This is a genomic window from Desulfobacula sp., from assembly GCF_030611305.1.
Lineage (GTDB): Bacteria > Desulfobacterota > Desulfobacteria > Desulfobacterales > Desulfobacteraceae > Desulfobacula.
In genome coordinates, this window is record NZ_JAUWQB010000040.1 from 1 (window position 1) to 12,733 (window position 12,733).

General features: G+C 44.9%; 11 protein-coding genes. All 11 read left to right on the plus strand.

The window, feature by feature from the left end; all coding sequences use genetic code 11:
• On the plus strand, positions 1-512 hold a 512-nt coding region (locus tag QAI40_RS09310; protein ID WP_304511600.1), incomplete at its 5' end, for a CoA transferase.
• A 15-nt stretch (positions 513-527) separates the two neighbouring features.
• On the plus strand, positions 528-1,334 hold the full coding sequence (locus tag QAI40_RS09315) for an electron transfer flavoprotein subunit beta/FixA family protein (RefSeq protein WP_299981944.1): 807 nt from the start codon (positions 528-530) through the stop codon (positions 1,332-1,334).
• 33 nt (positions 1,335-1,367) lie between these two features.
• Positions 1,368-2,561, plus strand: a complete 1,194-nt coding sequence (locus QAI40_RS09320; RefSeq protein ID WP_299981947.1) for an electron transfer flavoprotein subunit alpha — start codon at positions 1,368-1,370, stop codon at positions 2,559-2,561.
• Positions 2,558-3,724 carry an acyl-CoA dehydrogenase family protein gene (locus tag QAI40_RS09325; RefSeq protein ID WP_299981950.1) on the plus strand — a complete coding sequence of 389 codons (1,167 nt, stop codon included), beginning with the start codon at positions 2,558-2,560 and terminating at the stop codon, positions 3,722-3,724. Before QAI40_RS09320 ends, QAI40_RS09325 begins: the two co-directional genes overlap by 4 nt.
• On the plus strand, positions 3,721-4,407 hold the full coding sequence (locus QAI40_RS09330; RefSeq protein WP_299981953.1) for a GntR family transcriptional regulator: 687 nt from the start codon (positions 3,721-3,723) through the stop codon (positions 4,405-4,407). Before QAI40_RS09325 ends, QAI40_RS09330 begins: the two co-directional genes overlap by 4 nt.
• Entirely contained in the window at positions 4,400-5,371 is a 972-nt protein-coding gene (gene meaB, locus QAI40_RS09335) for a methylmalonyl Co-A mutase-associated GTPase MeaB (protein WP_299981957.1), read from the plus strand. The genes QAI40_RS09330 and meaB overlap by 8 nt, the downstream gene beginning before the upstream one ends.
• 13 nt (positions 5,372-5,384) lie before the next feature.
• Positions 5,385-5,786 carry a cobalamin B12-binding domain-containing protein gene (locus tag QAI40_RS09340; protein ID WP_299981960.1) on the plus strand — a complete coding sequence of 134 codons (402 nt, stop codon included), beginning with the start codon at positions 5,385-5,387 and terminating at the stop codon, positions 5,784-5,786.
• A gap of 5 nt (positions 5,787-5,791) precedes the next feature.
• Entirely contained in the window at positions 5,792-7,438 is a 1,647-nt protein-coding gene (locus tag QAI40_RS09345; protein ID WP_299981963.1) for an acyl-CoA mutase large subunit family protein, read from the plus strand.
• A gap of 137 nt (positions 7,439-7,575) precedes the next feature.
• Positions 7,576-9,705: a hydantoinase/oxoprolinase family protein gene (locus tag QAI40_RS09350; RefSeq protein WP_299981966.1), complete on the plus strand. Its 2,130-nt coding sequence runs from the start codon at positions 7,576-7,578 to the stop codon at positions 9,703-9,705.
• Positions 9,698-11,422 carry a hydantoinase B/oxoprolinase family protein gene (locus QAI40_RS09355; RefSeq protein ID WP_299981969.1) on the plus strand — a complete coding sequence of 575 codons (1,725 nt, stop codon included), beginning with the start codon at positions 9,698-9,700 and terminating at the stop codon, positions 11,420-11,422. The genes QAI40_RS09350 and QAI40_RS09355 overlap by 8 nt, the downstream gene beginning before the upstream one ends.
• A 9-nt stretch (positions 11,423-11,431) precedes the next feature.
• Complete coding sequence (locus QAI40_RS09360) at positions 11,432-12,721, plus strand: phenylacetate--CoA ligase family protein (RefSeq protein ID WP_304511601.1); 1,290 nt, start codon at positions 11,432-11,434, stop codon at positions 12,719-12,721.
• Positions 12,722-12,733: the final 12 nt, after the last annotated feature.

Sequence of the window (12,733 nt, forward strand, 5' to 3'; positions counted from 1 at the left end):
ACACCCATGAATTTTTCAGTCCGGTATCGGTTTATAAAACCAGCAACGGGTTTGTTTACCTGGCCATGGGTAATGATCGCCAGTGGGAATCCATGGTCTCCCAAGACATGTTCAAATCCCTTGCAAAGGAAGAGTATAAGAATAATCAGGGTCGGATTGCAGATGTAACAAATCTGAATAATGCCATTAATGCCATCACGGAACAGCACTCTTCTGAAGAAATCATTGAGTTGTTCAACTCAATTACCGTGCCCATCTCAAAGATCAAGAATATCAATGAAGTGGTTGAAGATCCTTTGGTTGCCAAGCGGATTCTTACTTCAACAGATCCGAAAACAGGCACAAAAATAACCCTTGCCCCGCCGCCCAATATGACACCCTTTCTTGAGGAATGTGACCAAAAACTCTCCTTTCCTCCCAGGTTCGGCGAACAGAACCGGGAAATATACGGCAATCTGCTGGGGTATGATGAAGCCACGCTTGCAGGATTTAAAGAAAAAGGAATTATTTAAGGGAGATACAAGATTATGAATATCATCGTACTTGTAAAGCAGGTTCCCAATACAACTAATATCAAGCTGGACCCCAAGACAGGTAATCTTATCAGGGAAGGCCTGGAAAGCATTATGAATCCTGATGATCTGCATGCCCTTGAAGCAGCAGTAAAAATCAAGGATAAAACAGGGGGCAAGGTGATAGCTGTTTCCATGGGGCCGCCACAGGCTGTGGATGTGCTGACTCAGGCCATGGGCATGGGTGCGGATAAGGCATTTTTGCTTTCTGACAGAGCCTTTTCAGGTGCAGACACCTGGGCGACATCTTATACCTTGAGCAAAGGGATAGAAAAAATCAAGGACTATGATCTGATTATCTGCGGTCACCAGGCTATCGACGGTGATACTGCACAGATCGGGCCCCAGGTGGCAGACTGGCTTGATATTGCCCAGGCAACCTATGTCAATGATATTGAATCTGTGGATGAAAATGAAATTGTTGTTAAAAGAAGGCTTGAACATGGCTTTGAACGTGTTGCCTGTAAAATGCCGGTGCTTTTGACCGTGATTTCAGAGCTGAACGAGCCAAGATATCCCCATATGGGGCAGCTTATTTCTGCATGTGAACAAAAGGCACCCATCAAGGTATGGAATGCTGCAGATATTGGTGTAAAGACGATTGAAGTGGGCCTGGAAGGTTCAAACACCCATGTGATCAAAACCTTTACACCCAATTTCAAGCGCCAGAATGAATTATTGGAAGGTTCAAACAAAGAGGTTGTGTCAGATCTTATTGATCGGTTGAAAAAAAGTGACACGACCATTGCCTATCGTTTGTAACCTTTAAGAAAGCCGGATCTTTCGGAGGAAAAAATGACAATCTGGATTATAGAAGATAAATGTGACGGATGCCGGAGATGCATCAAAGCGTGTCCTTATGAAGGCATTGAAATAAAGGACGGTATCGCATCTGTTACAGAACGCTGCACATCCTGCGGCGCATGTATTGAAGCCTGTAAAAAGAAAAACGCCATAGAATCTGATATTGAACCAAGAAAAATTCCCGACTTTTCCGACAGACAGGGTGTCTGGGTCTTTGCAGAGCAGACCGATGGAAAACTTGCCAGGGTTTGCCTGGAACTTTTAGGAAAGGCACAGGATCTTGCCAAAGATATGGGCCATAAAGTTTCTGCTGTGCTTCTTGGCAAGGATGTTTCTCATCTTATACAGACCCTGCACGATCATGGCGCCCAAAATGTCTATCTTGTTGAAGATGATCTTCTGAAAAATTTCAGGACCATAGCATATACAAATGTTATTGAAGATCTTGTTCTTACCTATAAACCCAATATTTTATTAATGGGGGCAACCGCCTTAGGCCGTGATCTGGCGCCAAGGGTTTCAAGGCGTGTAGGCACCGGTCTTACAGCAGACTGTACCCAGCTTGCCATTGATCCTGATGAAAAACTCATGTTCCAGACAAGACCTGCCTTTGGTGGAAATGTCATGGCAACCATTGCCTGCAAATACGCAAGCCCGCAGATGGCAACGGTAAGACCGGGCGTTATGGAAGCAGCCCCCTGCAAACTTGAAAATCCAACTCTTATCAGGCATAAAATTTCTCTGAAAGAGCAGGATATCAGAACAAAAATTCTTGAAAGAGTAACTCAGAAAAAACCAGGAACCGATATCATAGATGCAAATGTAATTGTAGCAGGCGGCAGAGGGGTGAATGGTGAGCAGGGCTTTGCCATGCTCAAGGAACTGGCTGATATTCTGGGAGGTGAGCTTGCCTGTACCCGATTAATTATTGAGCAGGGTATTCTTCCCCATGATGCCCAGGTAGGCCAGACAGGAAAAACTATCCGGCCGGAAATCTATATTGCATGCGGAATCTCGGGTGCTGTCCAGCATACAGCAGGCATGACGGGATCACGCTATATCATTGCCATCAACAATGACCCTTTGGCCCCTATTTTTAAACTGGCAAACTGGGGCATTGTCGGCGATGTCCATGAAATTGTACCGGAATTCATAAAGCAGCTGTCCTGCGGAGGTGCATCATGACCCAACCCAATAAAAGCAGATCTGGTAAGATCAGATCCAATGCCGAAGATATGGTAAGATTTACCATGGCCAACTTTGTTGACAAAGAAATTATTCCCGTTGCAACGGAATATGATAATAAAGGCGAATTTCCTCAGCACCTTTTTAAGAAACTGGGAAAGATGGGAGTTTTCGGTATACGATATCCTAAAAAAGTGGGGGGTTCAGGGGGGAATACAACCCTTTACTGCATTGCCATGCAGGAACTTGCAAGGGGGTTGTTGAGCCTTGCTGCCACCACTGCCATGCAATGTCTGATGGCAACCAATGGCCTGTATCTTTATGGCACAAAAGAAATGCATGAAGAATTTCTCTATCCTGCCCTGAAAGGTGATAAGATGGGGGCTTTTCAGCTCACCGAACCCAATGCCGGATCTGACTTAAGTGCAGTGCGGACAAAAGCTGAGAAAACCCGTGACGGTTATGTTATTAATGGCATGAAAACATGGTCCACCAGTGGTCCAAAAGCAGATTTTCATACGGTTTTATGCCAGACTGATCCCTCCCTCGGGCTGAGAGGGCTGGCTTTTTTCCTTGTTCCTGCGTCTACTCCCGGATTTTCATACTCCAAGCCATTTGACCTTTTGGGTACCAGGACCTCTTCCATATCAGAAATATATTTTAAAGACTGCCATGTGCCTGTTGAGTACAGGCTGGGAGAAGAAGGACGGGGTCTGGGCGTACTTTTGAAGATCCTCTCTGAAATCAGAATCATGACGGCATCTTTAGCCCTTGGGCTTCACAGGGCTGCCATGGACGATGCCATCAAATATTGCAAGGAACGCGAACAGTTTGGGAAACCCATCAGCAAATACCAGCTTATCCAGGCAAAAATTGCTAACATGGCGGTGAATCTTGAGGCGGGCCAGCTTATGGTGGACAAGGTTACCCATATGATCGACCAGGGTAAGGAATGTCTCAATCTTGCTTCCATGGCAAAATACTTTACGGTTGAATCTACTTGTAGCGCCTGTGATGAAGCCATGAGAATTTTTGGCGGATATGCATACTCCATGGAGTATTCTGTTCAAAGATATTACCGGGATAACCGTTTTCTGCTTTCAGGGGGCGGAACCCATGAAGTCTTACAAACCACAATTGCAAGGGAAATTTTATCCAGATGAAATTGGACAACAATTTTAAGGAAAGAAAATCCTTGGGGCAGGACGTATTCGACTATTTGAAAAACGCCATCATTGACCAGACCATTGAACCGGGGTCACGGCTTGTGGAAAGCAAAATTGCTGATATGCTGGGTATCAGCAGGACCCCGTTGCGCGAAGCCTTGCACAAACTTGAAAGAGAAGACTGGATTGAAAAAACTCCATCCGGCGGATTCCAGGTGGTCACCCTGACAAAAGATGATATTGAGCAGACTTTCGGCGTCAGGAGTGTCCTTGAAGCCTATGCGGCACGACTTGCTGCCGAAAACCATACGAACAAGGATCTGCTTCCTTTAGAAAAAAAGATAAAAGAATTTAAGATTTGTCTTGAATTAAAAAAAGATGGCGACAAACTTCAAAAAATTAATACCCAATTTCATGATCTTCTCTACGCTTTGAGCAAAAACCCAAAACTGATCAAAATGATCAACCAGCTCCGGGCACAGATCTCAAGATTCAGACAGATTATCTTAAAGCAGAGCGAATATGCCTATAAGAGTAATGAAGACCACATTAAAATGCTTGACGCCATTAAAAACCGTGATGGTGAAGCGGTTGAAAAACTTGTCAGAGCGCACATCATTAAAGGGAAGAACGCGGTTTTAAGTCAATTAAAACAAGAGGAAGAAGAAAAGCGTGCTTAAGGTCAAGGACATACTGGCCGGGAACCAGAGATCGGGAGCAAGGATGATCCGTCTTATTGAAGACAATGATCCAAACGTCTTTGAACTGCTCAAAGAGTTGTATTCCCATGCATGCCATGCCTTTATTATTGGTATTACCGGGTCTCCCGGTGTGGGAAAATCCACCCTGATTGATGCCTTGATATCAGAATTTCGCAAACTTGACCTTACGGTTGCCGTCATTGCCGTGGACCCCACAAGCCCCTTTTCCGGCGGTGCTATTTTAGGGGATCGGCTGCGCATGCAGCGCCATGCAACAGATAAAGGAGTATTTATCCGATCCATGGCATCAAGGGGGCAAAAAGGCGGCCTTTCACGGGCCACAAAAGATGCTGCGATTATTTTGGATGCCATGGGATATGAAATTATTATCATTGAAACCGTAGGCGCAGGCCAGGCAGATTTTGATATCACCTCCCTTGCCCATTCAACCGGGATTGTCACTATCCCGGGAACAGGAGACGGCATCCAGGCGGTCAAGGCCGGTATTCTTGAAACCGGGGATGTCTTTATTGTCAACAAGAGTGACAAACCTGATGCTGATGCCTCTGTGTACGAGCTTCAAATGATGATCAGCATGCGCAAACTACTTGAAACAGACTGGACGCCCAGGGTTCTGAAAACCATTGCACAAAATGGAACCGGGGTAAAAGAACTTGCCAATGCCTTTTTATTCCATTTTGATTTCATGAAAAAGAACAGCCTTATGGACCAAAAAAGAAAAGAACAGGAACTGCTTTATTTTAAAACCATTTTAAAAGATTTGACCCTTGAAAAACTACTTTTATTCATGGAAACATCAGAAGAATACAGGGAGGTTTTAAAAAAAATCCAGTCCTGTGCAATAGATCCTTTAAGTGCGGCCGAACTTGTGTTTAATAAAGTCTGTGCTTTTGAAAAAAAATTAATAAAGGACGAGATATAAAGGAAAAGACCAAATGGAAACAACAAACAAAATTCGGGTACTGATTGCAAAACCCGGCCTTGACGGACATGACAAGGGCGCAAAAATTGTGGCCCTGGCCTTGAGGGATGCGGGTTACGAAGTGATCTATTCAGGACTTCACCAGACCCTTGACCAGATCATACAGACTGCCAGCCAGGAAGCCGTGGATGTCATCGGGTTAAGCATCATGTCAGGGGCACACCTGCCCATATGTGAGAAACTCATCGCCATGATGAAGGAGCAGGGGCTCAACGAAATCCGTCTGACCGTGGGCGGGGTCATTCCCTACCAGGATATTCCCAAACTCAAAGAGATGGGAGTCGCCGCAGTGTTTCCCGGCGGAACCTCTTTTGAGGAGATTACCAAAGGGATGAATAGTCTAATAGAGAGGTAAAAACAATGGGTGTAGCAAAATATATCAAGGATGAAAGAGGGGCGATAAAAGAGGTGATCTATCAGTCCGGCATAAAGGTAAAACCGGCCTATGGTCCTGAAGATCTTGAGAAAGCGGGGTTTACGTATGACAAAGATCTTGGAAGTCCCGGTGAATATCCGTTTACCCGCAGTCTTCATCCTCAAAGCTATCGCAGCCGTGCCTGGACCACGAGGCAGTACACGGGATTCGGCACTCCGGAAGAAACCAACGAACGGTTCAAGCTCATGATCGCCAACGGCCAGAACGGCCTGAACGTGGCCTTTGACCTGCCCACCCAGATGGGCTATGACTCGGATCATCCCCTGGCTGAAGGTGAAGTCGGGCGGGTGGGTATGGCTATTGACTCTCTTAAAGATTTTGAAACCGCTTTTGCAGGCATTCCCCTGGACCGGATCGGGTCCGGGTTGACCATCAATGCCGTGGCCACCATCATGATGGCCATGTATCAGGCGGTTGCAGAAAAATTAGGATATTCCAAAGATCAGATTTCCACCACTCCCCAGAATGATATTTTAAAGGAAATGATCGGTCGGGGTGCCTGGATTTTTCCTGTTGAGCATGGCGTAAGGCTTGTCGGGGACTCAATCGAATACGCAGTCAAGGAACTGCCCAAATCAAATCCTGTGAGTATCTGCGGATACCATATCCGTGAATCAGGTGCCACCCCGGCCCAGGAAATCGCCTATGCATTTGAGATTGCCAAAGCCTACATCGACAATGTAGTGCAAAGAGGCATCAAACCCAAAGATTTTGTGGGGCGGTTTTCCTTTAATTTTAATGTGTACGGCAACCTGTGGGAACAGATTGCCAAGTTCAGGGCAGCAAGAAAACTCTGGGCAAAAATGCTGAAAAATGAATATGGCGTTACGGAAAAGAAAAAACTCTTTTTAAGAGGACTGTTTGGCGGCGGCGGTTCCGGCCTTACTAAAGAACAGCCGGAAAATAATATCATGAGAGGCGCCTATTATGCGCTCGGTGCAGCTCTGTCCGGCGCCCAGACCACAGCCCTCTGTTCTTTTGATGAAGCCTATACCATCCCCACCCCACGCTCTGCCCTGCTCTCGCTTCGAACCCTTGAAATGCTCATGGATGAAGTGGGTTTAAGGGATACGGTTGATCCTCTTGCAGGGTCCTATTTTATTGAAACCCTCACCCTTGAGATGGAAGAAAAAATCCTCGAAGAAATGAAAGAAGTGCAACAAATGGGCGGCATGGTCAACTGCATATCAAACGGTATGATCCAGAGAAAAGTATCAAAGCAGGCCTATGAATTTGAAAAAGGGTTGCAGTCCGGGGAATACAAAAAAGTTGGCCTCAATCCGGAATCAAAAGAGGCCATGGCTGACAAAACCGACGCTGGCGCTGTGGAACTCCATGAATATAACGAAGAATGGGCCAAAAAATCCAAAGCCAATTTAAAAGAACTTCGCCGCGCCAGGAATGACAAGGAAGTGACGGATAGCCTTAAAGCTCTTGAGAAAGCAGCCAGGGGTGATGAAAATGTCATGCCCTATCTGGTAAAATGCTGCCATGCCTATGCCACGGTCGGAGAAATGACAGGTGTATTCAGAGAGACTTTTGGAGAATGGAATGAACCTGAGTTTTATTAATTTGAATGAATACTAACCCATCTACTTCGTTGCTGCAAACTTTTGCACCTTGTATATTGGCAAGTCTTCATCCCAATTTTGGCTTTTGCTTGAATTATGAATAAAATTATTTTTACAACGCCATAGGGAGGTTTAATTTGGAACAAGTAACGTATCGTCTGGGTTGTGATATTGGCGGCACTTTTACTGATTTTGTTCTTGTGAATAATATAACAGGAGAGTTTCATACAAATAAATGCCTGACCACCCCGTCTGATCCATCGGATGCTATTGAACAGGGCATCAGGGAACTTGCCCAAATCCTGCCCGGGTTCATGGATAATGTTGAAGAAATCATCCACGGGACCACTCTGGTTATCAATGCAATTATTGAAAGAAAAGGAGCCAGAACAGGCCTGATAACAACTAAAGGATTCCGGGATATTTTAGAACTTGGAAGAGAAAAACGCTATGATGCCTATGATATTTTCAGCGAATACCCGGAACCAATCGTTCCCAGAGCAGACAGAGCAGAAATAGATGAGCGGCTGACCTTTGACGGCAGAGTACTTAAAGATGTGGATATAAATGAAGTTCTCAGTGTTCTTGAAAAATTTAAAAAGGACGGGATAGAATCCATTGCTGTCTGCTTTATCAACTCCTATGAAAACTCAGTCAATGAAAAAAAGATAAAAGAAATAATTGAAAAAGAAGCGCCGGAAATATTTCTTTCCACATCATTTGAAGTCCTTCCGGAAATCAAGGAATATGAACGAACCTGTACTACAGCAGTCAATGCCTATGTAAAACCCATAACTTACTGGTATTTAAATAAACTTATCACCCGCCTTGGAACAATCGGTTTTGATGGTAAATTTTTTATCATGCTGTCCTCGGGCGGGATCACTTCCATTGAAACGGCAAAAAATTTCCCTGTCAGAATCATTGAATCAGGACCGACTGCTGCTGTTATTGCTTCCCAGCATTATGGACAGATGTTTAATATCAAGGATATGTTCTGCTTTGATATGGGCGGGACAACAGCCAAATCATGCCTGATTCAGGATGGCCACGCAGGACTTGTATCCACCTTTGAGGTCGGACGTGTTCAGCGTTTTCAAAAAGGCAGCGGTCTCCCCATCCAGGTGCCTGTTGTGGACTTGATGGAAATTGGTGCGGGCGGAGGAAGTATTGCCAAAATAAGTAGCCTTGGTCTTTTACAGGTTGGCCCTGAAAGCGCCGGCGCTGATCCCGGGCCCGCCTGTTACAAACAAGGTGGAGATAATCCGACTGTAACAGATGCTGATCTTGTTCTGGGATATCTTGATCCTGATTTTTTCCTGGGCGGCACTATGGCCCTTGATATAGAACTTTCCAAAAAAGCAATTCAAGAGAAAATTGCCAAACCATTAGGCACAACCATGGTTGAAGCAGCTTTCGGTATCCATGATCTTATCAACGAGACAATGGCTGCAGCAGCTAAAACCCATATCGCGGAAAAAGGCGGCAACCCCAACATCGTTACCATGTCAGCCTTTGGTGGCGCAGGACCGGTTCATGCCTACGGGCTTGCCAAAAAAATCGGCGCTGGATCCATTCTTGTGCCTCCTCTTGCAGGAGTCGGATCAGCACTTGGTTTTTTTACAGCTCCAGTGGCATTTGATCTTTCAAGAAGCCACAGGAAAGTACTTGATGAAGCAGATTTCAAAGGAATTGAACTGCTTTTTAATGAACTTGAACAAGAGAGTGCAAAAATTCTGGAAGGTGCCCAAAGCGGTGATGAAATCATTTTCGAAAGAACGCTTTTAATGCGCTTTGTAGGTCAGGGTGCTGAGATTGATCTGGCAATTGAAGTCAAAAATTTTGATGAATTTTCAAAAGATGAAATCAGAACCATGTTTGATGAAGAATATAAACGGCTCTACGGCAGAACCTCTGTTGAATCACCTGTGGAATTTGTAACTTTCAAGGTACGGGCAAGCCTTCCTAAAAAACCTTTTTCAATTTCAAAACTATCAACTGAAAATCGTGATATTAAAACCTGTATTAAAGGTCAACGTCAGGCATTCTCCGTAATAAAAAAAGACTATATCCCTTTTACAGTCTATGATCGATCTAAATTATTTGCCGATGCCAAATTCAATGGGCCTGCCATTATTGAGGAACGTGAATCCACAATTGTGATTGGGGAGGATGCTAAAGCTAAGGTTGATGAATTTGGGTTTATATGGATTCAACTTGTTAAATCAGGCAGCCCAGATCAGGTGGGAGGTACAAATAATGAATAAAAATAATAGCAAATTTGATCCGATTACCCTGGAGATTCTTTGGAAACGGCTTGTTTCCATTGTAGATGAATCTGATGCTTCTGTTATCAGAACTGCCTTTTCAAGCCTTTTAAGAGATGCCCACGATTATACTTGTATGTTTACAGACAGTAGAGGACAGGAACTTGTACAAGGGACATTATGTACACCCGGCCAGGCAGGTGCCATGGCGCTTGGTATAAAAAAGATTGTCAACTCCATTCCTCTGGAAGATTACAATGAGGGTGATGTATTTATTATCAATGACCCCTGGCTTCTGGCAGGACATCTTAATGATGTCTGCGTGTGGAGCCCTATATTTTTCAAAGGCAGGCCTGTAGCATTTACAGCATGCGTGTTCCACCATACTGATATTGGAGGAAGAACCGCTTCCGACAACCGTGATGTCTATGAAGAAGGCCTTTATATCCCTTTAACAAAGCTCTATGATGCAGGCAGACTCAATGAGAGCCTTGTTAACATGATCCGTTGGAATGTAAGAACAGCAACAGAGTTTGACGGAGATATCCGTTCCCAGGTGGCAGCAAATCATATTTGTTCCCAAAAAATTATAGAAATGATGGAAGATGAAGGACTTGAGACCCTTGATGACCTTGCTGACGAAATTATAGATCGGACTGAAATAAGCATGCGGAAAGCCATTGAAAAAATTACCGATGGGACCTATGCACATGAAGGCATTATCGAAGGTGCAGGAAACAAACCGGACATTCCCATCAAACTGACAGTTAAGGTAGATGGTTCAAAGATTCATGTTGATTTTGACGGCACATCCAAACAGGTAAACTGGGGTGTGAATGTAGTTTACAATTTTACCTATGCATACGTTTTCATGGCTATTAAATCAGCTTTTGACCCTGGAATTCCAATTAATGAGGGGGCTATCCGTCCCATAACAATGACAGCTCCAAAAGGTTCTATTGTTAATTGTACTTTTCCGGCAGCCGTAGCAGCAAGAATGGTAGTTGGGCATTTTATGACTGAGATGGTTTTTAATGCTCTGGCAAAAGCTGCTCCCGACAATATTATTGCAGGTTCCGGCGGAACGCCTGCCCAGACCAATATCTTTCATGGCTCCTTTGCAAATGGAAAGCCATGGCACACCATGATTATCCGTGGCGGCGGAATGGGAGCTTCTTCAAAATTTGACGGCCATCACTGTGCTATCTTCCCGGCTAACGGGGCCAACACACCTGTTGAAATTCTTGAAAGTGATACCACCATGATTGTTGAATCAAGAAGCCTGATTGAAGACTCGGGAGGACCGGGGAAACAGCGTGGCGGTATTGGCAGACAGATGATCATACGTTCACCGGATGATGGGAAAAATTCTGTCGGAACAACTTCCATTGCAGTGCAGGCAGGACGTTATATTTATCCACCCCAGGGCATATTTGGCGGGAAAGATGGCTCAAAAGCCAAATTCCTGAAAAATGACAAAAATGCTGACCCAAGCGGGCTCACCTTTTGTGATCCCGGCGACCGGATTTCATTTGTCAGTGCGGGCGGCGGCGGATACGGTGATCCCTTTGAACGGGAGCCCAAAGCTGTCCAACGTGATGTACAATACGGTTATGTAAGTATTGAAAAAGCGAAACAAGATTACGGCGTTATTATCGAACCTGACTCTTTGAATCTTGACCTTGCAGCGACACAAAAATTGCGTGAAACTAAATAGGAGTTGAACATGGAAAAAACATTTATGCCTGATTTCAAAGATCAAGAACAACTTTATGAACATCAACTTGAAGGACTTAAGTGGACACTTTCCCATGCTTACAAGGGTTCACCCTTTTACAGGAAACATTTGGAAGCGACAGGTGTCATCCCGGAGGATATAAAATCCCTGGATGACCTGTCCAACCTTCCGTTTACAAGTGGAAATGATCTCAAGGAAGGATACCCCCTGCCCCTCTTATCCGTACCGGAAAAAGATGTGGTCCGCATTCATGCTTCTTCCGGAACCACGGGAAAACGAAAAATTCTTTCCTATACACAAAACGATCTTGATGAATGGTTTGACATGTTTGCAAGATGTTATGAAATAGCAGGCCTAACTTGCGAGGACCGGGTACAGATCGCAGTCGGATACGGTGTCTGGACAGCCGGCATGGGATTTCAGCTGGGATGTGAACGCTTAGGTGCCATGGCAATTCCCGTGGGTCCCGGTAACATTGACATGCAATGCCAGTTCCTTGTGGACCTGCAGTCCACTGTATTTTGCTGCACTGCATCCATGGCGCTTCTCATGGCCGAAGAAATCAATAAACGAGGCATTAAGGACCAAATCAATTTAAAGAAAATTATCTTAGGATCGGAACGGTGCAGTTCTGCAATGTGGGCAAAAATAAAAGAGCTTATGGGTTTGGAAGACATGTTTGATATCACCGGTATGACAGAGCTTTACGGTCCGGGGACCGGACTTGACTGTCCTAAGCATGAAGGGATTCACTACTGGGCGGACAAATATATCCTTGAAATTTTAAACCCGGACACCCTGAAACCGGTTGAAGACGGGGAAATCGGTGAAATGGTCGTAACGACCCTGTGCAAAGAGGCAGTCCCTCTCATTCGTTACCGGACAAGGGATCTCACCCGCAAGATCTCCAACCTTTGTTCCTGTGGAAATATCCTTCCCATGCATGACAAAATCATGGGGCGTTCCGATGATATGATCATCTTAAGAGGAGTTAACATCTATCCCGGACAGATTGATGAGGTGTTGTCTTCCATACCTGATGTGGGAAGCGAGTACCAGCTGCATCTTGAAAGAAAGGATGACGGCAAGGACTACATGACCATCAAGGTTGAATCAAGGCAGGGGATTGATTCGGTGAACACACAAGATACAACAACCAAAATTAAAAAAATGATAAAATCAAAGGTCATGGTCAGTTGTGACGCTCACATCTGTGCATACGGTGAACTGCCCAGGTATGCGGGTAAGGCCCAGCGTATCTTTGATAACCGCAGCTAAAGAGAGGAAACC

Coding starts and splice junctions, on each gene's coding strand:
- QAI40_RS09340 (WP_299981960.1), top strand. CDS start 5,385: ATGGAAACAACAAACAAAATTCGGGTACTGATTGCAAAACCCGGCCTT.
- QAI40_RS09355 (WP_299981969.1), top strand. CDS start 9,698: ATGAATAAAAATAATAGCAAATTTGATCCGATTACCCTGGAGATTCTT.
- QAI40_RS09315 (WP_299981944.1), top strand. CDS start 528: ATGAATATCATCGTACTTGTAAAGCAGGTTCCCAATACAACTAATATC.
- QAI40_RS09360 (WP_304511601.1), top strand. CDS start 11,432: ATGGAAAAAACATTTATGCCTGATTTCAAAGATCAAGAACAACTTTAT.
- QAI40_RS09325 (WP_299981950.1), top strand. CDS start 2,558: ATGACCCAACCCAATAAAAGCAGATCTGGTAAGATCAGATCCAATGCC.
- QAI40_RS09320 (WP_299981947.1), top strand. CDS start 1,368: ATGACAATCTGGATTATAGAAGATAAATGTGACGGATGCCGGAGATGC.
- QAI40_RS09330 (WP_299981953.1), top strand. CDS start 3,721: ATGAAATTGGACAACAATTTTAAGGAAAGAAAATCCTTGGGGCAGGAC.
- QAI40_RS09345 (WP_299981963.1), top strand. CDS start 5,792: ATGGGTGTAGCAAAATATATCAAGGATGAAAGAGGGGCGATAAAAGAG.